Origin of the sequence: Mesorhizobium terrae (genome assembly GCF_008727715.1) — a bacterium.
GTDB classification, from domain to species: domain Bacteria; phylum Pseudomonadota; class Alphaproteobacteria; order Rhizobiales; family Rhizobiaceae; genus Mesorhizobium; species Mesorhizobium terrae.
This window is the reverse complement of record NZ_CP044218.1, coordinates 1,249,769-1,271,288: the sequence shown is the minus strand read 5'-3', so window position 1 is coordinate 1,271,288 and position 21,520 is coordinate 1,249,769. Positions and strand designations below refer to the sequence as shown.

35 protein-coding genes are annotated in these 21,520 nt (G+C 61.3%); 17 read left to right on the top strand and 18 right to left on the bottom strand.

From position 1 onward, the window contains the following. Positions 1-101 precede the first annotated feature (101 nt). The 18 genes from FZF13_RS07295 to FZF13_RS07215 all read right to left on the bottom strand — a co-directional run bounded on the left by FZF13_RS07295 (position 102) and on the right by FZF13_RS07215 (position 12,593). On the bottom strand, positions 102-554 hold the full coding sequence (locus tag FZF13_RS07295) for a hypothetical protein (RefSeq protein ID WP_024922434.1): 453 nt from the start codon (positions 552-554) through the stop codon (positions 102-104). 100 nt (positions 555-654) lie between these two features. After that, positions 655-867, bottom strand: coding sequence for a hypothetical protein (locus tag FZF13_RS07290; RefSeq protein WP_024922435.1), 213 nt, complete (start codon positions 865-867; stop codon positions 655-657). 10 nt (positions 868-877) lie between these two features. After that, entirely contained in the window at positions 878-2,110 is a 1,233-nt protein-coding gene (locus tag FZF13_RS07285) for a phage tail tube protein (RefSeq protein ID WP_024922436.1), read from the bottom strand. 32 nt (positions 2,111-2,142) lie between these two features. Then, positions 2,143-2,637 (bottom strand): hypothetical protein, encoded by a 495-nt coding sequence (locus FZF13_RS07280; RefSeq protein WP_024922437.1) that lies wholly within the window; start codon positions 2,635-2,637, stop codon positions 2,143-2,145. A 1-nt stretch (position 2,638) separates the two neighbouring features. Further along, positions 2,639-3,271: a hypothetical protein gene (locus FZF13_RS07275; RefSeq protein WP_139116519.1), complete on the bottom strand. Its 633-nt coding sequence runs from the start codon at positions 3,269-3,271 to the stop codon at positions 2,639-2,641. Between the two features lie 41 nt (positions 3,272-3,312). Beyond that, on the bottom strand, positions 3,313-3,645 hold the full coding sequence (locus tag FZF13_RS07270; RefSeq protein WP_024922439.1) for a hypothetical protein: 333 nt from the start codon (positions 3,643-3,645) through the stop codon (positions 3,313-3,315). Beyond that, positions 3,645-4,274 (bottom strand): hypothetical protein, encoded by a 630-nt coding sequence (locus FZF13_RS07265; protein WP_139116518.1) that lies wholly within the window; start codon positions 4,272-4,274, stop codon positions 3,645-3,647. The genes FZF13_RS07270 and FZF13_RS07265 overlap by 1 nt, the downstream gene beginning before the upstream one ends. 50 nt (positions 4,275-4,324) lie before the next feature. Beyond that, positions 4,325-4,951: a hypothetical protein gene (locus FZF13_RS07260; protein ID WP_024922441.1), complete on the bottom strand. Its 627-nt coding sequence runs from the start codon at positions 4,949-4,951 to the stop codon at positions 4,325-4,327. 69 nt (positions 4,952-5,020) lie between these two features. Further along, positions 5,021-5,449: a hypothetical protein gene (locus FZF13_RS07255; RefSeq protein WP_024922442.1), complete on the bottom strand. Its 429-nt coding sequence runs from the start codon at positions 5,447-5,449 to the stop codon at positions 5,021-5,023. 86 nt (positions 5,450-5,535) lie between these two features. Continuing rightward, on the bottom strand, positions 5,536-6,918 hold the full coding sequence (locus FZF13_RS07250) for a phage major capsid protein (RefSeq protein ID WP_024922443.1): 1,383 nt from the start codon (positions 6,916-6,918) through the stop codon (positions 5,536-5,538). Positions 6,919-6,945: 27 nt separating this feature from the next. Further along, positions 6,946-7,641 carry an HK97 family phage prohead protease gene (locus FZF13_RS07245; protein WP_024922444.1) on the bottom strand — a complete coding sequence of 232 codons (696 nt, stop codon included), beginning with the start codon at positions 7,639-7,641 and terminating at the stop codon, positions 6,946-6,948. Between the two features lie 2 nt (positions 7,642-7,643). Beyond that, the gene (locus FZF13_RS07240; RefSeq protein WP_024922445.1) at positions 7,644-8,966 is read right to left on the bottom strand and encodes a phage portal protein; all 1,323 of its coding nucleotides are present in this window, start codon (positions 8,964-8,966) and stop codon (positions 7,644-7,646) included. Beyond that, complete coding sequence (locus tag FZF13_RS28865; protein ID WP_024922446.1) at positions 8,966-9,187, bottom strand: hypothetical protein; 222 nt, start codon at positions 9,185-9,187, stop codon at positions 8,966-8,968. Before FZF13_RS28865 ends, FZF13_RS07240 begins: the two co-directional genes overlap by 1 nt. Before the next feature lie 12 nt (positions 9,188-9,199). Then, positions 9,200-11,107 (bottom strand): terminase large subunit domain-containing protein, encoded by a 1,908-nt coding sequence (locus tag FZF13_RS07235; RefSeq protein WP_024922447.1) that lies wholly within the window; start codon positions 11,105-11,107, stop codon positions 9,200-9,202. Next, the gene (locus FZF13_RS07230; protein ID WP_024922448.1) at positions 11,107-11,562 is read right to left on the bottom strand and encodes a hypothetical protein; all 456 of its coding nucleotides are present in this window, start codon (positions 11,560-11,562) and stop codon (positions 11,107-11,109) included. Before FZF13_RS07230 ends, FZF13_RS07235 begins: the two co-directional genes overlap by 1 nt. Before the next feature lies 1 nt (position 11,563). Further along, positions 11,564-11,818 (bottom strand): hypothetical protein, encoded by a 255-nt coding sequence (locus tag FZF13_RS07225; protein ID WP_024922449.1) that lies wholly within the window; start codon positions 11,816-11,818, stop codon positions 11,564-11,566. Beyond that, entirely contained in the window at positions 11,818-12,237 is a 420-nt protein-coding gene (locus FZF13_RS07220; RefSeq protein ID WP_244431162.1) for an HNH endonuclease signature motif containing protein, read from the bottom strand. Before FZF13_RS07220 ends, FZF13_RS07225 begins: the two co-directional genes overlap by 1 nt. A 191-nt stretch (positions 12,238-12,428) precedes the next feature. Then, positions 12,429-12,593 (bottom strand): hypothetical protein, encoded by a 165-nt coding sequence (locus FZF13_RS07215; protein WP_161773322.1) that lies wholly within the window; start codon positions 12,591-12,593, stop codon positions 12,429-12,431. A 1,125-nt stretch (positions 12,594-13,718) separates the two neighbouring features. Here FZF13_RS07215 and FZF13_RS07210 point away from each other — a divergent pair. The 17 genes from FZF13_RS07210 (at position 13,719) to FZF13_RS07130 (ending at position 21,495) form a co-directional block, all read left to right on the top strand. Next, on the top strand, positions 13,719-14,417 hold the full coding sequence (locus tag FZF13_RS07210) for a hypothetical protein (protein ID WP_139116517.1): 699 nt from the start codon (positions 13,719-13,721) through the stop codon (positions 14,415-14,417). Positions 14,418-14,757: 340 nt separating this feature from the next. Further along, on the top strand, positions 14,758-14,955 hold the full coding sequence (locus FZF13_RS07205) for a hypothetical protein (protein ID WP_024922453.1): 198 nt from the start codon (positions 14,758-14,760) through the stop codon (positions 14,953-14,955). Next, positions 14,949-15,296: a hypothetical protein gene (locus FZF13_RS07200; protein WP_024922454.1), complete on the top strand. Its 348-nt coding sequence runs from the start codon at positions 14,949-14,951 to the stop codon at positions 15,294-15,296. Before FZF13_RS07205 ends, FZF13_RS07200 begins: the two co-directional genes overlap by 7 nt. Beyond that, complete coding sequence (locus FZF13_RS07195; protein WP_024922455.1) at positions 15,293-15,535, top strand: hypothetical protein; 243 nt, start codon at positions 15,293-15,295, stop codon at positions 15,533-15,535. The genes FZF13_RS07200 and FZF13_RS07195 overlap by 4 nt, the downstream gene beginning before the upstream one ends. Next, positions 15,532-15,906, top strand: a complete 375-nt coding sequence (locus FZF13_RS07190) for a hypothetical protein (protein ID WP_036257116.1) — start codon at positions 15,532-15,534, stop codon at positions 15,904-15,906. The genes FZF13_RS07195 and FZF13_RS07190 overlap by 4 nt, the downstream gene beginning before the upstream one ends. Positions 15,907-15,998: 92 nt before the next feature. Further along, positions 15,999-16,907 (top strand): hypothetical protein, encoded by a 909-nt coding sequence (locus FZF13_RS07185; protein ID WP_024922457.1) that lies wholly within the window; start codon positions 15,999-16,001, stop codon positions 16,905-16,907. A 5-nt stretch (positions 16,908-16,912) separates the two neighbouring features. After that, positions 16,913-17,164, top strand: coding sequence for a hypothetical protein (locus FZF13_RS07180; protein ID WP_139116516.1), 252 nt, complete (start codon positions 16,913-16,915; stop codon positions 17,162-17,164). Positions 17,165-17,210: 46 nt separating this feature from the next. After that, positions 17,211-17,534: a hypothetical protein gene (locus FZF13_RS07175; protein WP_024927246.1), complete on the top strand. Its 324-nt coding sequence runs from the start codon at positions 17,211-17,213 to the stop codon at positions 17,532-17,534. A 270-nt stretch (positions 17,535-17,804) separates the two neighbouring features. Then, positions 17,805-18,014, top strand: coding sequence for a hypothetical protein (locus FZF13_RS07170; protein ID WP_024922459.1), 210 nt, complete (start codon positions 17,805-17,807; stop codon positions 18,012-18,014). Then, positions 18,011-18,196, top strand: coding sequence for a hypothetical protein (locus FZF13_RS07165; RefSeq protein ID WP_024922460.1), 186 nt, complete (start codon positions 18,011-18,013; stop codon positions 18,194-18,196). Before FZF13_RS07170 ends, FZF13_RS07165 begins: the two co-directional genes overlap by 4 nt. Before the next feature lie 58 nt (positions 18,197-18,254). Continuing rightward, positions 18,255-18,593 (top strand): hypothetical protein, encoded by a 339-nt coding sequence (locus FZF13_RS07160; protein ID WP_139116515.1) that lies wholly within the window; start codon positions 18,255-18,257, stop codon positions 18,591-18,593. Between the two features lie 3 nt (positions 18,594-18,596). Continuing rightward, the gene (locus FZF13_RS07155; RefSeq protein WP_024922462.1) at positions 18,597-18,905 is read left to right on the top strand and encodes a hypothetical protein; all 309 of its coding nucleotides are present in this window, start codon (positions 18,597-18,599) and stop codon (positions 18,903-18,905) included. Positions 18,906-18,920: 15 nt separating this feature from the next. Further along, entirely contained in the window at positions 18,921-19,913 is a 993-nt protein-coding gene (locus tag FZF13_RS07150; RefSeq protein ID WP_024922463.1) for an ATP-binding protein, read from the top strand. Between the two features lie 163 nt (positions 19,914-20,076). After that, positions 20,077-20,490 carry a hypothetical protein gene (locus tag FZF13_RS07145; protein WP_139116514.1) on the top strand — a complete coding sequence of 138 codons (414 nt, stop codon included), beginning with the start codon at positions 20,077-20,079 and terminating at the stop codon, positions 20,488-20,490. Then, on the top strand, positions 20,487-20,873 hold the full coding sequence (locus FZF13_RS07140) for a hypothetical protein (protein ID WP_024922465.1): 387 nt from the start codon (positions 20,487-20,489) through the stop codon (positions 20,871-20,873). The genes FZF13_RS07145 and FZF13_RS07140 overlap by 4 nt, the downstream gene beginning before the upstream one ends. Continuing rightward, positions 20,873-21,199: a hypothetical protein gene (locus FZF13_RS07135; RefSeq protein WP_024922466.1), complete on the top strand. Its 327-nt coding sequence runs from the start codon at positions 20,873-20,875 to the stop codon at positions 21,197-21,199. The genes FZF13_RS07140 and FZF13_RS07135 overlap by 1 nt, the downstream gene beginning before the upstream one ends. After that, positions 21,196-21,495 (top strand): hypothetical protein, encoded by a 300-nt coding sequence (locus FZF13_RS07130; RefSeq protein WP_024922467.1) that lies wholly within the window; start codon positions 21,196-21,198, stop codon positions 21,493-21,495. Before FZF13_RS07135 ends, FZF13_RS07130 begins: the two co-directional genes overlap by 4 nt. The last annotated feature ends 25 nt before the right edge of the window (positions 21,496-21,520 follow it).

Genomic DNA, 21,520 nt, shown 5'->3' with positions numbered 1-21,520 from the left:
AGGGCGGCGTGTCCTTTCCAGAAGGCCCTCCAGCCTCTGGCGTTGCGAGACGCCGTCAGGCGCCTTCGCATCAAGCGCGAAAGAGCGCTCCGCGTAGCTCTTTAGGGAGCCTCGGAGCGCTTGATAAAACGGGCGTCGTCGTTGAGCGCCTTGATGATCTGCATGGCAGCGAACGTCAGCTCCGGACGGATCAACAGGTCCTCGACTGCCTTGTCGCTGTAGTTGAACAACCCATCCCCGATCCTAATGGGGGTGAAGTCTAGCGTGCGGGCGACGATCCACTGAACGTCCTCGCGCCGATCCTGCTCCGGGGTCTTGGCCTCGGCCTCGTACCGCTGGCCGTTGAACTGCGCTTCGCGGATAACTTTCGCCCGTTCAAGGTTCTTGGCCGCACGAGCCTCGGTGAAGCCGACGTTCTTCTCGTGCGATGCCGCTGCCAGCGTCCACCACCAGCCGGTGGGCACGCCGTTCGGCGCGATGATCTGTAGCCGGAAATCGTGCGTCGGGAGAAAATTGGTGATGTCGATGGCAGGGCTGTCAGTTTTGACAGTCATTGGGGCAATTCCTTCTGGTGGGAGACAGGTGGCGGCCGATGCTCCCACGCACCGGCCGCCGAGCGGCGCCGCTGTTGCTGCCCGGTGGGACGGGATTCCGTTAAGCCGCCGGTCCGGCCTTTTTTTCGCTGGCCTTCGTCGGGGCCGTGTCGGCCTTCTCCTCGGTGGCTTTTTTCGTCTCGCTGATAGCGATGGCGAGAAGGCCCTCGTGGGAGTGGGGCCATTGGACATGCAGCCCGGCCGAGCGGGCCTCGGCGATGGCGGCCGACAATGCGCTGGCGGCCTCGCGCACCGCCTTTTCCTTCTGGGACATCCGTTTCTCCTTAGGTTGCGTTCGAAACCTGCATCGTAATCTGCGTGGCCGGGAACGCACCGCCGCGCGTATCGATGCCGACCAGATCGGACGGCACGTTGCGGGTGACCGTTCGCGGGCCGCCTTGCTTCGACAACGCCGACTTGTCGACGCCGCCATATGTGAAGTTCGGGATGGTGAGTGCGAAGAAGTCGGCCGGCGAAGCTTCGTTCTCCTGAGCCAGGAAATGCAGAGAAAGCGGCGTCTCGGCGATGAAGTCCGCAACGTCGAGCAAGTCCTTGCGCAGCGCGGTCAGATTCATCGAGATCATCTGCACTCCGAGGAACACATCCGGTGCGTACTTGCTCGGACCGGTGACCGACGGAGCGTTCGGCTGGAGATCGACGGTTATGTCGAACGATGTGAGCTCGAGGATATCTTCGGTGCCGACGCGCAGTGTTGCGTCGACCGCAGCGAGAGAGAGACCGGACGGCTCTGTCGGAGCGGTGAAATACGGAGCATCGACACCGGACTTCGTCTCGAATTTGCCGGTGCCGGTCCAGCCGAGTTCCGTGGTCAGCACGCCATCGGGGTTCATCGAGATCCGGAGCCGCGAAAACACGCAGTCGGTGAACACCTCAGAAGCATCGAGATCGTACTCGTGTTCCTCGACGGTGAAGTAGGTCTTCACCAGAGCGCCGGCGCCGGGATTGGTGAGCACCCGGCCGGGACGCGTGATCGTGAAGGTGGTGTCGGCCGCCGCATTGACCACAAGCGTTTCCGCGACGGTGATCGTGGAGCCAGTCAGGCCGGTGATGCGTAGGTTCTTGCCGTTGTTGGCGGCATCCGGCAGGCCGGTCGCGCGGATGACATTGCCGACGCGGAGGCCCCGCGCGATCCAGTCACCGGAAGTCGCAACGATGGTGTTCGCCGTGGTGGTGACCGACGTCATATCGGCCTGAGTGATGGCAAGATCCGCGCTTGACCAAGCTGTGCGCATAAGCGCGGCAAAGATTGGATCGAGAGCACCGATCGAAACGGCACCGTTATAGGTGCCGGCCGTCTTCTGCGAACCATGGCGGCCACGAATCTGCATCGCGTCACGACGGATAATCGGGTCTGCGATCGTGTTTTTGGTCAGGCGGCCGCCCTGGCCGCCGGCCTGCGGCAGGATCAATGCGCCAGCACCCGATGCCTGGGTGCCTCGGGCGGCCTGCGCCTTGTACGCGACATAGGCATTCCACTGCTCGGCGTAGCCGGTCATCGTCGTTCTCCGTCAGATTGTGGATTGAGCGGCTAGCCGCGGTAGAAGTAATTGAACTCGACAGTCATGGTTGCCCGGAACCAGTCGCTGTGAATGCTGTTGGTGCCGGTGATCTGGCCGAGCCGTTGGTCATCGCCGGCCGAGCCGCCGGCGGACACCATGGGTGCAAGTGTCCGGATCGCGCGGCCATCAGGTCCTTCATGGAATGCAGCAGCTCGGAAAATCTCGCCGGCATCCTTTGCCAGACTGTTCGCGGCTACCTTCCCGCTACCGATCGGCACGAAGACGTGTACGTGGATCAGGCCATAGTCGCGCCAAAGGCGACGACCCTTAAGCCCTGTGGCTCCCGCCAGCTCGCTGCCGGTGACCACGATTTCGAGGAAGGCCCAAGGAACCAGCTCGCTCGCGCCGTTGACCGGCGGCCACGGCGCGGCAGGTGGCTCGTTTTCGTACGCAACGCGCGTGGTAGCTCCCCAGCCGGCCTCAAAGAAGGTGCGGATAGGACCGTCGGCGGCGACTTCTGGCACGTCAAAGCTCCGAAATTACGAGCGCCGGAAAGCGGAGGTCCGCGCGGTTGTGCAGTGCCGGCGCCAACTGCCGTTCGAAGTCACCCGTTGCTGGCCGGCCTACATACCGGCCCCGGGCTGCAGCGCGTTCCTGGATGGCCACATGGCCGCCGATGATCGCCCGGAATGTGAACTTGATTTTCGCCACATTGCCCCAGCGCGAGGCCACAATCTGACGCGCCTGCTGATAGACCTGATCGGTGCCCGGAACGCGCATGGTCATCGCGCCGACCTCGATCTTCCGTGCGTAGGGAAGAGGATTGGTAATCGTCACCTGATCGCTGGGGCGCAGTTCTTCGAGGTTCCGCGCCGGCGAGTTCTCGATGAAGATCATGTGAGCGTTGCGGTAGTCGCCGCTGTCGACAGGCGAGCGATCGAACAGGGTCTCCATCGCGAATTGAACGACCTGTTCGATGCGCGGGTACTGGTAGACGATGATGCCGGCCGGCTTCACCGCTTCTTCCGCTTCACCCGACCGTCCGTCCACGATGCGACGGAAATTCGACGGCCGCGGATCGGTTTCCATGACGCGGGCATGCTCGCGCTTCGCCGTATTGATCAGCAGCCTGTGTGTCTCGCCCAGCGTTTCCTGCATGGCGATCTTGAACAGCTCGCCGACAGACTGGAGCCGAGCCATCAGCCGCGAACCGCCAGTTCGATCCGGACGAGCACGCCGCCATCGTAAATGGGCGTGGGAGCGATGATGCGGCGAGGGATGCCAGCGAGAACTGCAAACCCGTTTTGCGGAGGGATACCAAACGCCTCCAGCCCGGTTGGCGAAACAATGACCTTCGTGTCGCCGGCCTGGATGATGCCAATCACCTCTTGAGGGAGATAACCGCGCCACTTCGCCGGAACCGTCACCTGGCCGGTTGCAGAATTCGTCTTGCGAAGCTGGATCGACGTGCCCCGGCGCGCAAGCGCGGCATCGAGGTCGGCGATCTGCTGGGCAGGGGTGAGATTGGGCATCAGGCAGCAAACGACGGCGTGATGTATCGTCCAAGCCGGTTCATGATGTCGTCTGGCAATGGACCTGCTGAAGAACCTGGAACAGCACCCACCCACCTCTCGATGCGACGGGTTTCGACGTCGGGAATGGTGATGGTGGTGGCGCGCTCGAGCGGATCAACGGCATCGGCCGATAGGCGAAGGCGGCAAAGATCCATTGCGATGCCGATCAAATCGGAGGGTACTGTCGTAAAGCCGGCGACGTACTCGATCACAATTTCGCCGCGCCTCCATCTGAGGTCGCGTGTACCCGATATGCGTCGCACAATGCCGGCGCCGCCATCGACATATGTGTCGGTGGCCGCGAGTGTGTTGCCGGCTTCGACGATGGAAGAAATGCTCGAGGCGAACAGCCTGGAAAGGAACAGATCGGTGTCGCATCCCGTCTCGCGGAACGTGTCTCTCACGGTCTCCGCCAGAAGCGTTGGTTCAGCGACGCCATCTCCGCGAACGCGACAGGCGATAGCGATCTCGGCAGCAACACGTTTGCCGAGATCCTGAAGCTCGGTGTCGCGACTAGTGTCGGTGCCGGACAGGCCAGCCGCAGTTCGAAGCTGCGCAATGGACAGCAGGGTGCCGGTGGCGGCCACGACAACTTCGAACTTCGATCGCATCGGGCCGCTCCAGGCAAACACGACAGTCAGTCGGCGGCTTTGATCAGAGCGACGATATCGGCCTTGGTCTTCGCATCGGAGATGTCGATTCCCTTGTCTTTGGCGATCTCTTCGAGTTCGTCCTTCTTGAGGCCGTCGAGATCGAGATCGGTATCGACCTTCGTCGGCCCTGTTTCGCCGGTGCCACTTTCCTTGACACCATCACCACCGGACTGAGGTTCGACCTTCTCCGATACCGGTGCCTGTGACGTGTCAGCGTCGGACGCATCCTTCATACCAAGTACCGGCGAGGCACCCTGGGCTTCCGCGACCACCTGACGCTTGGCCGCCAGAACAAGTTCTGCGCGTATAAGATTGCCGCTGAAAGGTGCGCCTGACCTTGCAACGATGCTCATGAGTTCTTCATCGGAAGCGTCGGTCAATCGCTTGTCGATCGAGACGATGATCGCGCGGTTCATGGCGGCGTCTTCCTCGGGAACCATCACGACGCCATCGATTTCCTCCAGATATCCGGCCTTCACCAGACCATCGAGCGAGGAGTCCGCCACGGCAGGCTGTCCATCGGGAGGGAAAGTGCTGCCTTTGGTCAGAAACTGAATGTTGATGCCATCGAAGGCGAACGGGAACGCGTTGATAACGACAGCCTTGCGCATAGCGCGGCCTCCATCAGGATTGAAAAAGGCCGGCGACGATAGCGCCGGCCACGGTTTCGGAAGGGTGGATTATGCCGGGGGATTGGCGGTCGGCGCCTGGTTCATATGGGAGAGCATCCACAGCGCAGCCACTGGCGCGGCACCGGTATTGTTCGCGGGCGTGATTGTCGCGCGAACGTAACGTTTTGCGCCGACATAGCCGAGCTTGCGGCAAGCGTTGTCGGCCGCGAACGTGAAGCCAGCGTTCACGAGGCCGCCGTTCATCATGTCCGCCTGCACCGCCGATGCGTCAGAAAGGTTGGCCTGGTCGCCGTGTTCGAGCGTGACAGCGAAGGTCGCATCGGCATCGACAAGCGTGCCGGCGACGATGGCAAGGGCAACACTTTCGAAGCCCATACGATCCAGGATAGTCGAGACGATAGGGGTGTTGTCGGCCGGAGCCGTCGCTGCCGGCGGAATGGCGGCAACGAGATGAAGATTCGAGATGATGTCCCGCATGGGACCCTCCGTTGAAATGCCCGTATCCGAGCAGCGAATGGGAAAAGGCGCGGCTAGCGCCGCGCCCTTGGTTCAGACGATGTGGATCAGGTGCCGACCACCTGCAGGGCGTAGGCCTCGAAGTCGACGACGTCGCCACCCACACGCTGGCGCGTGTAGAACTCGACGAACGGCTTCGAGGAATACGGATCACGAAGAGTCCGGATGCCCAGACGGTCGACGACGGTGTAACCGGCGCGGAAATCGCCGAAGGCCACCGGCAAAGTGCCGGCACCCACGGTCGGCATGTCATCGGCGCGCCGGACGTTGTAGCTGAGGAGTATCGAGGGAGCTCCGGCCTGAAGGCCCGGCCGCCAGATGTACTGACCCTGCGCGTCCTTGAAGAGGAGGACGGCGCCGACGGTACCACGCTTCATCAGCCAATTCGCATTGGCGAGGTACTTGTCTTTGATGGAGAACGTGAGCGTGATCAAGCCATCAGGTGTAAGCTGGGTGGCATGACCGGACTTCACCTGCAGGATGGTGCCACGGACACCGTTCGAGCCAGCCGGATAAGTCAGGATGCCTCGCGGCTTCTTGATGCCGTTGCCGATGATGAAGGCCGTCGCACGCATGCGGCCGAACTTGTCGGCGACCTTGCTGGCAAGCCAAGCCTCGACATCGATACCTGCGTCTTCGAGAAGCTGCTGCGTGGCTTTGGGCTTTGCATAGATCTCGTGGACCGGGATGCGCTGCACACCGGTCTGGGGCGTGCTGGTCTCGGGGCGCAATTCCGTTTCGCCGACCCAACCAGCGCCGGCTTCATCCGCGTCGATCGCGATTTCGAGAGCATCGGTCGAAACGCTCTCGTGATAGGCGAGTTCATCGATCGGCGACGTTTCCCAGACCTTGGTGATGATGCGCGAAGACGTCTGGGTGGGGACCAGATATCCACCGTCCGGGTCCGACCCAACCAACATGGCCTTCTGCTCGTCCTGGGAGAGCTGGTTCTCCTGGCGCCGAAGCGACATCCGGAAGGCTTCCTGATATGCCTTGTATTCGTCGGCGTTGACGTCTTCGGGCTTCAGGATGGTGGTTGTCTTCAGCTCGCCGCGGCGGGACATCGCAACGCGCTTGAAGTCGAGCGCTTCCTTCAGGAACTTGGCCTGATCGTCGGAGGTTCCACCACCGCCCGGCCGACCAATCTTCTTCTGGATTTCCAGGATGGCATCGGCTTCCTTCGCCGCTTTCTCCAGAATATCCTTGACCTTGGCTTCGATGGCGGCGTGCTTTTCCTCGACGCCGCGAGACAGGGCGTCCAGGTCTGATTTGAGCTGGGTTCCGTCACCGGCTGCCTTGCCTGCCTTTTCGGCAAGCTCTCGGACCTCCTTGAGGTCCTTCATCATGGATTCCTGCGCGGACTTGGTGTCCTCGCCAAACTTCTTCATCTCGCGCTGGACATCATCCAGCACATCCTTCAACTCGGGCATTTCGCCCTCCTGCGATGTAGGGTTGGGTCAGGCTGCCCGCAGCTTCTTCAGCGTGTTGAGCAGTTCCATCGCCGCTTCCTCATCACGAGGATCGGTGGACGGGTGGCCCTCAGCCTCACGCTGAAGGTGCTTCTTCACGATAGCGACGGCCCTCACGGCGTCGTTCGCGGAGAGAATGGTCTTGAGCTCGCGCTCGAGGTCGCGAGGATTGAGAAGATTGGCGGCTTTGACCTGGCCGATGGTCGCTTTGTCATTGGAGCCGAACGTCACAACCGAGACTTCGAAGAGTTTGAGTTCTTCGAGCCAGCGTGTCGGATCTTGCGGCTTGGTTCCCATGCGATACTTCACGGTCTTGTAGCCGATGGAAAGGCCGTCGAGCTCGCCACTCTTCAGGCCCTCGTAGATGAGCGCTCCGCGATCGGTGTTCAGCGCGAACAACTCGCCCTCGACCTTCAGGCCCTTGGAGTTCTCTTCCATCGAGGTCCATTTGCCGATCGGCAACATGTCATCGACCGGACCGAAGAAGCCGCCGTGTTGGAGCAGCATCTTGGGGAGCTTGCCCCTCTCTTCCCATTCGCGCAGGGTCTTGGTGAACGCGCCTTTCTCGACGATATCGCCGTGAGAATCGATGTTCCCGAAGATCGACCCGTAGCCTGAGAACACACCGTCCTTGGCGCCGGCAGCGAACTTGACCTCTGTGAGGCCGGACAGAAGGTGCTCCATGCTCACGCTCCAGTAGGGGATTTAGGCGCCGACGGCGCGACAATCGGGACAAGCTTTCCGTGTTCGTCCAAGACGGCCATACCTGAGGGAGCGAAGAGGCGATCGGCGCCTTCCATCGCATCCATCTCATCCCAGCCGCGAACATCGTTCTGTGTGAGCCAGCCCGGATTGTTGGGGCCGCCGAGCGCGATCTGATTGTATTTGGCCTTGGCTTCGAGGCTCGGGCTCAAGAAATCGGAGTCGACGAACCCGGTGTAGTAGCCCTTCTTTCGTTCGTCCTTCGAGAGAAGGAACAAGTCACCAGAACCACCAAATCGGCGATGGATGGGTCTGACGGTATGCACCAGGTGGGCGAGAAACATCTGCTCGGCAGACGCGAAGGTGGCGTTCTTGTCGCCCGAGAAACCGATCATAATTGGCATTACACGAAGGACTTCGCAGATGCGCTCGACCTGAAACTTTCGCGTTTCGAGATGCTGGCTGTCTACGCCAGTCATCTGCGTGGGCTGGAATTTTGCCGCTTTGTCGAGGACGAGAAGCTTGCCGGTGTTGTCAGCGCCGCCGAAATGCCGCCGAACCCAAGCGGCAAGGCGGATCAGTTGCGGTTCATCCAGCGAGCCATCCGCCGCGATGATGCCGCTCGGCCTCACGCCGTTGCGATGGAATGACGAGTGACTGTCTTCGGCTGCAATGGCTAAGCCGATCGCCTCACGGGCGAAATTCACGATGTTGAGGCCGTCGATCGTGTCCCAGGACGGACCTTTGACGTGCCAAATATGTTGGCGTGTCAGCGTCTGTGTGGACCCATCCAGACCGCGAAGCGTATACTCCAATGACCCATCGTTGAGTTGCCGATGCGTCACTCGGGCCGGATCCAGTAGGATCATCTCGCTGATGTACGGCCCGCTGTGGAGGCCAGGCACCCAATTCTTGAAAGTGTACGAATGGCCTGCGAGGTCGACATGGAAGTTCTGCGTCTCCCGAAACTCCAGGCTGGTCATCCACTCGTTGGGAGCAGTTGCGAGGAGATCGTAGAGCGGATGATCGCGAGCCTCTTGTCGGCCAGCGACCGTTTTACCGTTCACCGTCTTTTCGGTCCGCTGATAGAGCTTCCACGGAACCGTGGCCAGGCCGTCAGCGCGGACGCGGCAACATGCCAGCACGGTCGTCACCGAAAGTGCCGACTTCCAATTCACCGATACGCCAGATTTCGAGGCGCGCAGGCCGCCAAAGAAATCGGCCCACATCTCGTCAACGAGGCCGTAGCGGCTATCGTCCTTGCGTTCCCCTCGGGGTGAGGTGAGGGCGGCGAACAGTCCGCGCATCAGCGATCTCCCGCGGACGAGGCCGCGAGGCGGAAAGCCACAACCATCAGCATCATGCCTCCCGCGATCCATGCCGACGGCACGTGAATCTGCCAAACGCCGAACACGAAGGCGCCGGCTCCAACCAAGCCAATCGAGTCACGGAACAGTGACGGCACGGCGCGCGCAGCAACGACGCCGGCGCGGCGCAAGCCGCGTCCTGCGGCCGAGACAAATCGCATGTCGGTCCTCGTTCAGTAGATGCCGACGCCGGCTTCGCGAAGGCGGGCTATTTCGAAAGCTTCTGCGCGCGCGGCGTCGGCCGCTCGCCTTCGAGCGAGTTCATCGGGGTCTTTCTCGGCAGCGCTCGCTATGCGCTCCTGGTCGTCTCGCGCCAACCTTGCGACCTCGGCTGCGATCCTGGCCTCCAGTCCCTCAACATCGTCTGTGTCCCAGCCTGATCGAACGGTGGGCTGCGGATTCAGACCCATGAGTACCTTCGCGTGCAGCGCCGCCATCAGAGGGTCGATCTTGGCTGACCCGGATTCCTGTTTGTCGATTGCGATCGCGTTGCCTCGCGGAACGACCTTGGCGTTTCCCACCGCGAAGCGCATGAGGGCGCCGCCATTGTGCAGGATGACGTTGCCGGCAAGATCCCGCTCGGTATCCTTGATCGCGCCGTTCAGTTTCCAGCCTTGCGGGATGCCTACAATGCGCTCATCGGCGATGGAGCCGCCATCTTCACTCTGCAGCGCCTTCTTGATTGCCGCGATACCGAAGGTGTCGACGCCGATCGCCTCCTTCTCCGCCAGCTTTCCGGATCGCTCGACGGTCCGGACGATATCTGCCAGCTCATAAACGTCGTCGCCGGGGTTCTTGACGAAGGTAAGCTCAGGCGGCATCCCCAATTCGCGCGGGGGCGCGGCGAGTTCATCGAGCTTAGAAGAAATCTCTGGCCGGCGCTCCCGCACGATCTCATGCGCCCACGCATGACACCACAGCAGCAGCTTGCCCGTTCCAGCCTCGCGGCCGAGGACGGCGAGGCCGAGCAGATCATCCAGTCCGCCGCCGTCGATTCCAATCGTGATGACCTCCGACCGGCGCAACACCTCACGAAAAGTCAGGGTCGCATCGACATTGGAGACGCCGGTCTTCGGATTGACGAGCCAGAACTCAGCGCCGGCCCAGCTCCCGGACTTCAGGCCGATGCCAGCTTCGACGTTTAAGTGCTTCGCAACGAAGATGCTGAGGGCAGATGTTCCCTCGATCTCCTTCTTCCGCAACTCGGTGGTCAGCCACTCGTGGTCTACCGAATAGCCAAGACTGGGGTTCGGAATGTGCCACGTCTGCGGATTCTGCCAGGCCTTCGCCTTCAGCATCGAGTCCGGGTACTCGTAGATCAGCGGCAGGGACGTGCGGTCCTCCACCTTGCCGTCGCGCACCGAGCGGAAATAGGTCAGCTTCTCCAGATACACGCCAGTTGGCGGTTCGTCGGAGTGCGTCGACGCGTAGATCGTGAACCCCTCCGGCCGCGAGGCGGCGGAGCCTTCCGCTTCCGACAGGACGTTGGCGGCGCCCCTCTTCTTGCCGAAGAGCCAGAGCTCGTCGATGAAGCGGCTGATCGACTTCTGACCGCCCACGACATCTGCGTCGGCCGACTTCACCGCCAGCGTTGCGCCGTCCAAGCGGTTCACGATCTCGCGCGTCGTGTCCGAAGGCTTGTAGCGCTTGAACAGCTCCGAGTCGTTCTTGATCATACCGTAGGCCGGGAGGAAGCTGTTGTCAGCGACGTCCTTCGTCGGCGCCAGGATCAGATACTCGCCCATGGGGCGCTCGTTCATGATCAGGGCCGTGACCATGATACCCGCTGCGATGGTTGACTTGGCGTTCTTCTTCGCGATCAGTACGAGAAACGACCGGATCAGCTGGCGCTTCCGCTCGCAGTCGAACGCGCCGAACACGACACGGACCAGGTCGAAGATCCATTCCGGGCTGACCTCGCCGAGGGTCGGCATGCCCTGGATGTCGGTTACCCGAAGCCGCTTGAAGATGCGTAGCGCGCGATTGGCGCGCTGTTCATCGATCGGCAGCCCATCCGGGATCAGGGTCTTGTGCGCAGCGATGCGCGCTTCCCAATCAGGAAGCGCGGTCGACCAAGTCATCAGTTCGGCCTGGTACCCGGCAGCGGAGCGAGATCTTCACCCCACTCGGAGTTTTGACCAGCGAGCAGCGCCTCATCGCGCTGGATTTCCTTCTTGCCGCGCTTTGGCGCACGCGGCGATGTCGGTGCCGCCGATTTGCCCTTCGGATTTTCAGGCTGGTCGAGGTCTTCCTTTGCGCCCGAGATCCGCGTCATCTCCTCGAGGCGCTTGATCAGGGTGGCGTTTCCCTTCTTCGCCCCCTTGTAGACCATGTCGATCACTTCGCGGCGTTTCCTGGCCGCGCCGTTCTCTAACTCCTCGACGAAGTGCTTGTTGAGCGTGTCCTCGTCGATCTTGAGGGCGCGCGCGATCATGCGCTTGCTGTCACCACAGGACACCATCTGCTCGACGGTGCGACGTTGGGTGGCGGACGGCTTGAACTGCGGCCGACCTCGCGCTCGCTTGACGGTGGACATGTCAGTGCTCGCCCGGTACCGGGCCGACTTCCACCATGATAGGCGGATGCCCCGTTCCGATCAGCCGGACATGCACCGCGGCGCCGGCATTGAGAGCTTCGAGCTCTTTCGGCGTCGGGAGCCAGGCGGTGATCATCGCAGGAGTGTTCTCGCCGCCGACGCTGCAGTTGGTCATCTCGTCACGTAGAGGTAGGCCAGCGTAGCCTTGCGATTTGCCAAGGATGCGTGTGGCACCCTCTATCATTCCGATCTGCATCAGAACTGTTCCTTCATGCGCGCCGCTCGGGCGGCGATGCCCTTCGCGGTGTTGTGGGAGACGCAAAGGCATTGACCGTTCTTGGGATCGAGCAGCCCGCCGCCATCTTTCCGCTCGCGAATGTGATCCGCGATCATCCTGTCGCCGTCGGCACTGGACCTTGGGCAGCGGTGGCCGCCGTTGACATATTCGCAGCGGTATCCCGCCCGACGTTTCACCTCGTCAGCCCAGCGCTTGTACGCCTGGGTGTTCAGCTCCGGATCGACGCGCTTCTCGCGCGGCCGGGCTATGCGCAGATCGGCGACAGGAATCGCCGGTCTCAACATTCGGACCATGCCAATGCTCGATTGTGAAGGGGAGGAGCCGGGCGGTTTTCTCGCCAGCGGCTGGAATTGACCGTAAACGCGGGGGACTGTCAACGGGGTGGCGCGCAGCAGCCATCCCCCAACAACCTCCGATGACGGGCTCTAACGGGAGACGAAGATAGGTCGGCCTATGAGGGCCTCCTACTTCTCAGGTTATAGCTGAAGGCCGTGCGCACACGCGTAGAACCGCCAAATGTCCAGCATTTGTCCGCCGTTTGTCCGTTCCATCGATCATGGCGGAATCGTCACTTGTCCGCCGTTTGTCCGGCTTTTGTCCGGCCGAACGCTGACAACCTCAATTGGTCCAGCGCTTTGCGAAATCGACAAATGGCAAAAACCGCCATTTGTCCGCCATCTGTCCGGCTGGTGTCCGGCATTTGTCCGCTTAGGTGAATTTCAAAAATACCCATCAATTTCGCGGCCCTGACAATTTTCATTGGACCAGTACTAAATGCTGGGTTTTTGCCCTGTTTTTTCGGTCGCTCTGACCCGCTTTTCGCGAATCTTCCTCCTGTCGGAAAAAATTTTGTGAACCTGACCCCGCAGCGGTGGCACCCCCAATGGACCCGTAGAGATTTAGCCCCCCCTCCCTTCTGACCGGCGAGGCGAGGGGCTTGGCCTGTCGTGCGGCCAGTTGTCGTTGCACTTCGATGCTCGATGAACAGGCAGGCTGGAGAGGCGGCAGGGCCGCATCAATGGGCAGGGATAGGGCAGGCTAGCGGGCCATTGGCTACCCATGACAATGCGGTGCAGGGCGAGGGGTAGCAGCATGACAATGCGATGCCAGGCACACGGTCTTTGCATGAGGCGCGGGGTATGTATAAAGCCGTGATGGCTGGATAATGAATAAAATAGCAAAAGCATATTGACATGGTGACGGCATGCCTCTATGTGTTGGCCATCGCTTCCTAGCGGTGCGGCGAGTTCGCCGAGTTCTTTGACAGAGTGGTGACAGGACAAGCGGCCTTCGGGCTTGCCGGTTGCTGGCAACGTCAAGCGGTCATCCTTCTGGATGGCAGGCTGGCAAGGCTGGACGATTGGCAGGCAGGCGAGGGGGCGCGGCCTTGAACCTATAGCAGACGGTCCGATGCCAGTGGTGACTCACTAGGCCAGCCGTACGGGCGCTCCCATTGCGCCGACTTATCGAAACAATGGGGCTACCAAGGTACGCCGCGCAACGAAGCGGGCAGGCGAGACGGTAGAGCGCACGGGAACAAATGCGCGGTGCGAGGGTTAAACGACCCCGCTTGAAGGGACGCCACCAAGCGGCCCGCCGTCCCCGGAAGGCTAGCAACTCGCAAGGGCGAGTCGTTCGAGAAAGAACAATTCAGATTTCAATCTCGCAAATGAATGCGGTCACGCTGGCAACGGTAAGACCGCAAATCGCCAATCATGGCAAAGAAGGAGAGACGCCGCGCGGTGCGAGCTGCGCGGCGTCACACTCAAGCCACTCTGACAGGTGCGGCGCTGAACGCGCCTGTCACGGTCGCTTGAGACCGAAACCCGGCAATTATGCCACCTACGGAGAAATGAACATGACCGCTTTCGCAATCCTGACCGGCAAGTCCCTCAAGACCGCCGTTGCCAGCTACGGCAAGACCGCCGCCACCTTCACCGAAAAGACGCACCAGCTTGCCTATTCGGCGCTGAACCACGTCGAGCAACATCACGACGCGATTTACTGCAACGCCATCTACTCGGCCACGCCCAAGAATTACCGCGCCGCCGTCGTCAAGTGGATGACCGCGTTCGGCAAGGTCGCGTTTGACGCGGTCAAGCTGGTGTTCACTTATGCCAAGGGCAAGAAATCCGACCTTCCGGCCGCATTCACCACGTCGCCGGCGGACTATGAAAAGGACAAGAAATCGACCGAAGCCAAGGCCAAGGCACCGCTTGTCGACCGTATTGGCAAGATTGCGGACGCCACGCTTGACGACGACGACGCGGGTCAGGACGACAAGAACTTCGCCCTGTTCATGGCCACCCAGATCAAGAAATACCGCGAGATGACGGCCAAGGCGAAGCCCGCTGCCGCAACCTCGAACGTGGTCGAGATCAAGCAGGCCGAAACCAAGCCAGTGGAAGGCGAGGAGACCAAGGAAGCCGCGCCGAAGGCCAGCCGTCCGAAGGTCGCCAAGCCGGAATCCGACAAGGACGCTGCGCCCGCTTCCACGATCAAGCGTATCAAGGTTGACCGTGAAGCGTCCGACCGTCTGGCCAGCGCAGCTGCCTAATCCTCGCCTGATATCCATCACTCCAGCCGCGCGGCTTCTGTCGCGCGGCCTTTTTTGCATGTCGCTACGTGTGGACGGGAGGAATCCGTCCAGACGCGGCCACATGGCCGAAATCGCGTGGAAGGGTCGAGCCTCAACAACCGCCACGACGCACGCGGACTCGTCGCCGGGCGAGGGATAAAGCAAGCCGGAAAGCTGCGCGCCACGCCACCAGCGCAACGCAGATAGCCCGCTGAAGGGCAATGTGAGGAAGCCATGGCGGTAGGATTCCGCCCGGACCTTGGCACGTCGGTAAACTGCCTTTTCCCGCCGCTTATGGCACCAATGGAGAGAATCCGTCATGCAATCCGTCTTCCAGCCGGACGACAGGCGCACCGCGCGCGCTGCCGCCTTCCGGCATCATCCTGCGTATGAAACGCCACGTGAACGCGACCGCCGCGAGTTCGAGGAAGATCTCGCGCGCGAATGCGATTTCTTCCGCGCGCAGCGCACCCGTCTCCAGTCTGCCCGCGTTCTCGAAAGCGGCTGGCCATGCTGAATCCCGACCGTGTTCCCGTGAACGATACCGCTTCGCTTGAAGGCCGGAATCCGTTCTTCGTTGGCGAGTTCGAGGGCCAGCGCCTGCGCGAAATCCGAGCGCAGCGCGCCTCCATCATTCTTATCGGCTCGCTTGTCGCCGCGCTTGTCATCGTATCCACCATGGCCGCGCAAGCGTGGTGGACTGTCATGCATGCGCCCGTCTGCACGGTCTCGGCCGTGGACTGGACAGGCGACGAATATGTCGTCGGGCAGGGCGACACGTTTTCGGACGCCATGACTGGCGCGGTAGTGCCTCCCAATCCGCGGGAAGTGATCGTGGTGGAGGGTTGCAACCAATGAACCGCCGCCACGCTTACGGCGCGGCCTCCGCCTACGGTTCCTATCTGCGCGCCGGTGACCCCGGCGCCTGCATGTTCTCGTTTTTCTTCGAGGATGGCCGCCCATACAGCGAGGAACACCGCGCCATGGTCCTTGCCTGGCTCGAGCGACCGCGTGTCGAGACGGACACGGAGCGGGAAGAGCGCCTGCGTCTCATCGAGTTCATGAAGACGACTGAGCTGCGCCCGAGCCAGCCATGATGGAACATCTCTTGATTGGTCCCTACGCGCGGCAGGTGACAGCCTCAAAACTGAAATTCTGGTTCGTCTTCATTGGCGAAGCCGGATTCCAGAGCCGTCAAGAGGTAACGGTCGACGCGGTCACACGCCGCGCCGCCGCGCGTTCACGTCCATACTTTGACGTGCCACAGACGTATTCATCCAATTTCGAGCGATACAAAATCCCTGCCGATATTTACGCCTATCCCTCGCTCGATTTCCCGCGCTTCAAGGGTGACAGGCTGGTGGACGCCGCGATCTCGCTGCTGACAGGTGAGGATATTGCCGACGCCACGCGCGTGCGCATGGTCGGCGTGCTGCCTGACACGCCACGGTACAAAGAAGCGCCTTGACTCCGTGCCACGTTCACGGCACGTTCTCGTCAAGCGATAGGTCGCTCTGTCGTTTAACCCCGCCAATCATGGCACCCATGGAGACCAGAAGCATGAACGCTCATGCCCGTATTCCGTCATCCGTCACCGCCACACTCGCTGCGCGCGCCGTGGTCGTGTCGCTGCACATCACGCAGTGGTCTGGCCGTCGCCTCGATCGCCAGATCACCGACGAAGTGAACCGCGAGCATGGTGCGTCTGCCGACGCCGGCCGGTTCAACAAGCTGCTGCTGCCGAAGGAGGCGTTGCAACCGATCCAGTCGATCGTCAGCGCCACGCGCGCCGAGTTCGACAAGCGCACTCTGCCTTGGATGGATGGCGGCGGCCGGATCATGAATGCGGCCGCGATCATGGCGAACGACCGCTGGCTGTCGCTCCAGAAGCAGAAATTCATGGACGCCGTGGGCGAGTTCATCGCCTCATATCCGGAACTGGTCCGCAGCGCTCCGGACCGGATGTCCGGCCTGTTTAAGGACGCCGACTATCCAACGGTCGACTCACTGCGCGATCGCTACAGCATGGAGTTGCGCAAGCTGCCCGTGCCGACGCCGGAAGACTTCCGTGTCTCAATGTCCGAAGCTCAAGCGGACGTCATCCGGGCGGATATCGAGCGCCAGGTGCGCGAGGGTGCGGCCACCGCGGTCCGTGATGTCTATCGCCGTGTCGCCGATGTCGCCGGCAGGATGGCGGAACGGCTTACCGCCTACCGCCCCGCCGCGCGTAAAGGAGACCAGACGGAAGGCGCCTTCCGCGACTCGCTCGTCCTCAACGTCCGCGACCTGATCGAAGTGCTGCCGATGCTGAACATCACTGGTGATCCGGAACTGACCGCCATGGTCGATCGCCTGCGTCCGCTCGCCGCCTGGGACGCGCAAGTGCTGCGCGAGAACGAAGGTGTCCGCAAGGATGTGGCGGCCGAGGCGAAGAAGATCCTCGATCAGGTTTCCGGTTTTTTGGCGTGACCTCGATGCGTATGACCGGCGAGCAATACCTTGATCTTCTAAACTGCGCCCGGGACAGTCTCCGCCGTCAGTTTTCGCAATCGAGCACTGATCATCAGCCATTCTGTGGCGTAACATCGATCGATGCCAAAGGTAATTTTCTACCCACCATCCTTCCAAACTGCGTGCTTTATGTCGCTTGCGGCGAAGACGATTTGTTTTGGGTGGACGAGGAAATGACTCCCAGATCAATCGAAATTGATACCGGCGGCGGCTGAAGCAGCCGCCTCCAAACCCCGCAATCATGCGATCATGGAGAACACGATGAAATCGCAACCCACGGACGGCACGTGGTCGGTGAGCAATGGACGCCTCGTCCGCATTGTAGCGCTCACCACCCCGGCAGTCGTCATCTGCGGTGTCCACCGCATCGGCTCAAAGGGTGGCAAGGCGAACGGAGACGCGCTTGCCAACGCCTATCTGCTGTCAGCCGCAAAGGAGATGCGCGCGGCGCTCGGGGCAATCCTGCATGAGATCGACATCGAGATAGACGAGCGGCAGACCAGCGGCCTAAACGAGAACTGGAAAGGGCTGAAAGTACTTTCCGACGCCGGCCATGCGGCTCTTGCGAAGGCGAAGGGCCGGTAACATGCCGCTCGGCTTTCTTGGAAAGCGGCGCAAGCAGTGCCGGCGTACTCCGAAAGTCCCGTACGCCACCCCTGCTGACGCAGTGAACGCCGTTTGGGCGCTTCGCACAGTTGGCATGCTCGGTTTGTTTGCGCCCGTCGGCATCTTTTACTGCCTAGGCTGCAAAGCTTGGCACTGGGGCAATCGAAACGGGCGCCACTTCACCGGAGTGAGCCACCATCCGTGCCACCCAGGCACGCCCCGCAATCATGCGAAAAAAGGAGACCCGTTATGAAACGCTACCACGTCGCCGTGTCGACGCGCTGCACGGAGTATCACGTCGTCACAGCTGCATCACCCGCCGCTGCACTCGCAGCCTATCACGCCGACCAGACCACGCTTGCTGACGACCAGGTCGACGGCATCGAGGGCATCCGCGTGATCGACCTCGCCACGAACGCGGATGTGACGATCGTCGCCAACCAGCCGGTGATCCAATGAGCCACCTGCAGGAACTGCTCGATCGAGAGGGCCGGTTAGAGCTCCACGAGATATCCGATCTGCGCCTCTGGCTGGATACTTTGCGAGACGACTGCGCGTTCTTCGGTTCGACACCGGAAGATGACGCGCGGATCGCTCGTATCCAAGCCAAGATTGATGCCAACCAACCGCTGGTGCAGTGATGCGATGCCTCACCTTAGCGAAGTCGATCCCAACTGGCTCGTTGCTTGGGCGGCCGACATGTTGACCGACTATTTTGTCATTCCCGAGATAGGGGAGGTGCAGCAGCGCCAAACCCAGTTGACGGCTCGGCCAAGCCTCGATGCCCTTCGTGCTGTGATCGAGCCGCATCTCGCCGGAGAGCGCATGGAACGCGTCCGGGTGTTCGTGGATGGCGAATATGTCGACATGTTCGTCGGGGACCGCTCGGCGATCAACGGCAAGATGATCCGGAACGTCCGTGCGACGGACATCTATCACAACAACATCCGCACTCACGACCCGGACAACTACGACGCCGCAACCATGCCACCTATCTGCGGACCAGCAGTGCTTTTCCGCCGCCGCGTCTGGTTCTGACCAATGCCAGGAGAATCGATCGGCGAGTACGTCCGCCGCGAGATCGACGGCGAAATACACAAGGAGCTAATCTCCGATGCGTGGTTCCTGATCACACATTCGGAAGACAACAAACCCCGCGTCGATAACGGCGAGCGCTGGATCTACGTGCAAGCGCAGATCGACGCGATCCGGGAGGACCGATCACGGTCGCGGGGTTACCCCCTCCGCCGGGTCACTATCGAATTCAACAAGATAGGACAGCCGTTTCCGCGTCTGGAGCCGCTGCCCCCACTCCTAGCCTCATCCCAACCCGCCAAGCATGGCAAATAATGGAGAACTCTATCAATGAACCTCAAGCGCGCCAAAGAACTGCTGTCGCTCTACATCTACGCCGATCTCGCCGCATTCCTGTGGGGCATGCCGGGCGTGGGCAAGTCCTCGCTCATCAAACAGCTCGCCAAAGAGCAGGGCGTCAACGTGATCGACTTTCGCTGCTCGACACGTGACCCGGTCGCGCTGATGGGTATTCCCTCGGTCGAGGGTGAGACTGCCAAATGGAAGGTGCCGGATGAGTTCCCGCAAGTGGAGCGCGACGGCGAGCGCGGGTTTCTCTTCCTGGATGAACTGAACGTTGCGGCTCCCTCGATGCAGGCTGCAGCCTTCGGTCTCGTGCTGGACCGGAAGGTCGGCGAATACACGATGCCTCCCGGCTGGCGCATCATTGCAGCAGGCAACCGGCAGTCCGACAAGGCGGCTGCGCAGCGTATGCCTTCCGCTCTGGCCAACCGCTTCGCTCACATCGATATCGACCCGGATGTCGACACCACGGTTCAGCATTTCATCGATATCGACGTGGATCCGCTGCTGCTTGCCTTTCTGCGTTTTCGGCCGGCGCTCCTGCACAACATGGAAGGCGCGGCCGATCTACGTGCGTTCCCGACGCCGCGTGCCTGGGAGAGCGTTGCCAAGGTGATCAAAGCTCCCGAAGCGCTGCGCAGTGAGGCGGTGAGGGGAATTGTTGGTGATGGCGCCGCGGCCGAGTTCGAGGGGTTCATTCGCGTCTACCAGCAGCTTCCTTCGCTTGATCTGGTGCTTGCTAATCCGAACTCTGCACCGGTGCCATCTGAGCCTGCCGCCAAGTACGCCATGGCTTCCGGCCTGGCCCGCAAGGTGGATGCCAAGAGCTTCGAGAACGGCATGATCTACGCACAGCGTATCCAAGGTCGCGAGTTCGAGATCATGTTCACGGTCGATGCGGTCCGGCGCGACAACAAGCTTTCTCATACGCAGGTGTTCACGGATTGGGCCGTCCGCAATCAGGACGTCACCTTCAACTGAGGTCGCCGGTGATGAACAAGAACGCACAGCAGGCGGGTGAGCCCCGCCTGTTCGATGACCCGCTGCAGTCGACATGGTCATACCGACCGGTTCGGAAGGGCGCCAAGACCTGCGGCCGTGATCCACAAGCCGGGCCGGGGACGTGCCGGCTGTGGTGGGAAGGGTGTCCGAAGGCGGAGCAGCGGAACTGCTATCTCCACTGGTGGCAACAGCAGAACAGGCAACCGTCATGAGTGCGCCAATCATATGGATTGCCGGCCCGACGCGGTACTACGAGGGCAAATATACAGCCTTCGACCTGGCGTGGGAGTTCGTGGCCGAAAACCGCAACCAGCAGCTTTTGCGCTACCGGCTGCGATACAAGGCTGAGACGCGGAAGTTCACCGTCCAGGCGCTGAAATCGGATATCGGCGATCAAGCGCACGTCTCAACAATCCGGCGCTTCTACCAGCACGTCGCCATTGGGCGCAGCGACCTGCCTCGTGGCGATTTACTCACCGCTCTCAAGGCGATGCTGCCGGCGGCGGAGATTGGCTTTGCCACCGCCCTTGGCATCACGGGGAGGCGGCAAGGATGACTGTCTTCCTCCGCGCCCTCTATGGACCGTTCGGGCGGTCGGAAGATCGAGTAGGTCAGGCTGTCGTCAACCCGCCACATGGTTGGGTCCGACAGGTTGATTGGCATTTCTTCGGCATCCGCGAGGACAATTCGATGGGCCGCTGGTGCGTGCGGTTCAAGGTCCGGGAAAGAGAATGGTCTGCTTTCGCCCTGCCGATGGCCGAGGCCATCAAGGTCGGCGGGAAGTGGGAGAAGCCCTTGCTCGACCCCGCCTTTGTCGATGCGTATGTTCCGGACAAGCCCATGCTCTACGGCCGGACTTACCTCGACATCCTGAAACCTCGCCTGTCGAAAGAGGACATCGCCTTTGCCGCCCGTCTCGCAATGAAGGCGGTACGCTGATGGCTGAGATTAAGGTCATCTGGGGCCCGAGCAGCAAAACCTGTCGCGAAGATCGGCTGGCGTGGAGCTTTTCCGGCCTGCGCACGAACGGCGAGTACGCACGCTGGCATCTCGCCTTCTGGTTCGACAGCCGTCGGTTCAGCACGAAAGCATTGCCCGGCCATCCGGGCGATGAAGAGAAGGCCGCGAAACTGGCTGCGCTGCCGGTTGCAACACCACCATTGAGCGGTCGCGTCACACCCATGCTGCGCGCCAAACTCAAGCCCGAAGACATAGCCGAGGCCACCCGCCTGGCACTCGAATTTCATAGGAGACACGGACGATGATGACGCAAGAGTTCATCAATGAATATTTCGAAATCAAGAAGGTGGATGTCAATCGTTGGTGGTTCGAGCCGATCAAGTGGAAGTCGCCGGCCCTGGAACACCGCTACTTCCTCACCTTCATGTTGTCGGAGAGGCGCTTCTTACTCTCTCGGCAAAAAGTAGTTGAGGTCGTCAGCATCGATGATCCTGAGCAGCGCCAAGCCTTCCAAGGAATGCTCTCCGATGAAGATGTTGCCGGATGCATGCGGAGGGCGATGACTGCGCCGCCGCCGGAAGAGGAAGACCTTCCGTTCTGAGATTGCCGCTGGTGAAACAGGAACC

What these genes read in the sequence shown, in the direction of transcription:
- FZF13_RS07150 (WP_024922463.1), top strand. Translation starts at nt 18,921, where the DNA reads ATGAACCTCAAGCGCGCCAAAGAACTGCTGTCGCTCTACATCTACGCC.
- FZF13_RS07205 (WP_024922453.1), top strand. Translation starts at nt 14,758, where the DNA reads ATGCAATCCGTCTTCCAGCCGGACGACAGGCGCACCGCGCGCGCTGCC.
- FZF13_RS07175 (WP_024927246.1), top strand. Translation starts at nt 17,211, where the DNA reads ATGAAATCGCAACCCACGGACGGCACGTGGTCGGTGAGCAATGGACGC.
- FZF13_RS07290 (WP_024922435.1), bottom strand. Translation starts at nt 867, where the DNA reads ATGTCCCAGAAGGAAAAGGCGGTGCGCGAGGCCGCCAGCGCATTGTCG.
- FZF13_RS07270 (WP_024922439.1), bottom strand. Translation starts at nt 3,645, where the DNA reads ATGCCCAATCTCACCCCTGCCCAGCAGATCGCCGACCTCGATGCCGCG.
- FZF13_RS07160 (WP_139116515.1), top strand. Translation starts at nt 18,255, where the DNA reads ATGTTGACCGACTATTTTGTCATTCCCGAGATAGGGGAGGTGCAGCAG.
- FZF13_RS07190 (WP_036257116.1), top strand. Translation starts at nt 15,532, where the DNA reads ATGATGGAACATCTCTTGATTGGTCCCTACGCGCGGCAGGTGACAGCC.
- FZF13_RS28865 (WP_024922446.1), bottom strand. Translation starts at nt 9,187, where the DNA reads ATGCGATTTGTCTCGGCCGCAGGACGCGGCTTGCGCCGCGCCGGCGTC.
- FZF13_RS07225 (WP_024922449.1), bottom strand. Translation starts at nt 11,818, where the DNA reads ATGCAGATCGGAATGATAGAGGGTGCCACACGCATCCTTGGCAAATCG.
- FZF13_RS07260 (WP_024922441.1), bottom strand. Translation starts at nt 4,951, where the DNA reads ATGCGCAAGGCTGTCGTTATCAACGCGTTCCCGTTCGCCTTCGATGGC.
- FZF13_RS07215 (WP_161773322.1), bottom strand. Translation starts at nt 12,593, where the DNA reads ATGGGTATTTTTGAAATTCACCTAAGCGGACAAATGCCGGACACCAGC.
- FZF13_RS07195 (WP_024922455.1), top strand. Translation starts at nt 15,293, where the DNA reads ATGAACCGCCGCCACGCTTACGGCGCGGCCTCCGCCTACGGTTCCTAT.
- FZF13_RS07245 (WP_024922444.1), bottom strand. Translation starts at nt 7,641, where the DNA reads ATGGAGCACCTTCTGTCCGGCCTCACAGAGGTCAAGTTCGCTGCCGGC.
- FZF13_RS07295 (WP_024922434.1), bottom strand. Translation starts at nt 554, where the DNA reads ATGACTGTCAAAACTGACAGCCCTGCCATCGACATCACCAATTTTCTC.
- FZF13_RS07210 (WP_139116517.1), top strand. Translation starts at nt 13,719, where the DNA reads ATGACCGCTTTCGCAATCCTGACCGGCAAGTCCCTCAAGACCGCCGTT.
- FZF13_RS07235 (WP_024922447.1), bottom strand. Translation starts at nt 11,107, where the DNA reads ATGACTTGGTCGACCGCGCTTCCTGATTGGGAAGCGCGCATCGCTGCG.
- FZF13_RS07140 (WP_024922465.1), top strand. Translation starts at nt 20,487, where the DNA reads ATGACTGTCTTCCTCCGCGCCCTCTATGGACCGTTCGGGCGGTCGGAA.
- FZF13_RS07230 (WP_024922448.1), bottom strand. Translation starts at nt 11,562, where the DNA reads ATGTCCACCGTCAAGCGAGCGCGAGGTCGGCCGCAGTTCAAGCCGTCC.
- FZF13_RS07135 (WP_024922466.1), top strand. Translation starts at nt 20,873, where the DNA reads ATGGCTGAGATTAAGGTCATCTGGGGCCCGAGCAGCAAAACCTGTCGC.
- FZF13_RS07130 (WP_024922467.1), top strand. Translation starts at nt 21,196, where the DNA reads ATGATGACGCAAGAGTTCATCAATGAATATTTCGAAATCAAGAAGGTG.
- FZF13_RS07155 (WP_024922462.1), top strand. Translation starts at nt 18,597, where the DNA reads ATGCCAGGAGAATCGATCGGCGAGTACGTCCGCCGCGAGATCGACGGC.
- FZF13_RS07275 (WP_139116519.1), bottom strand. Translation starts at nt 3,271, where the DNA reads ATGCAGGAAACGCTGGGCGAGACACACAGGCTGCTGATCAATACGGCG.
- FZF13_RS07255 (WP_024922442.1), bottom strand. Translation starts at nt 5,449, where the DNA reads ATGCGGGACATCATCTCGAATCTTCATCTCGTTGCCGCCATTCCGCCG.
- FZF13_RS07165 (WP_024922460.1), top strand. Translation starts at nt 18,011, where the DNA reads ATGAGCCACCTGCAGGAACTGCTCGATCGAGAGGGCCGGTTAGAGCTC.
- FZF13_RS07170 (WP_024922459.1), top strand. Translation starts at nt 17,805, where the DNA reads ATGAAACGCTACCACGTCGCCGTGTCGACGCGCTGCACGGAGTATCAC.
- FZF13_RS07285 (WP_024922436.1), bottom strand. Translation starts at nt 2,110, where the DNA reads ATGACCGGCTACGCCGAGCAGTGGAATGCCTATGTCGCGTACAAGGCG.
- FZF13_RS07180 (WP_139116516.1), top strand. Translation starts at nt 16,913, where the DNA reads ATGCGTATGACCGGCGAGCAATACCTTGATCTTCTAAACTGCGCCCGG.
- FZF13_RS07200 (WP_024922454.1), top strand. Translation starts at nt 14,949, where the DNA reads ATGCTGAATCCCGACCGTGTTCCCGTGAACGATACCGCTTCGCTTGAA.
- FZF13_RS07185 (WP_024922457.1), top strand. Translation starts at nt 15,999, where the DNA reads ATGAACGCTCATGCCCGTATTCCGTCATCCGTCACCGCCACACTCGCT.
- FZF13_RS07240 (WP_024922445.1), bottom strand. Translation starts at nt 8,966, where the DNA reads ATGCGCGGACTGTTCGCCGCCCTCACCTCACCCCGAGGGGAACGCAAG.
- FZF13_RS07250 (WP_024922443.1), bottom strand. Translation starts at nt 6,918, where the DNA reads ATGCCCGAGTTGAAGGATGTGCTGGATGATGTCCAGCGCGAGATGAAG.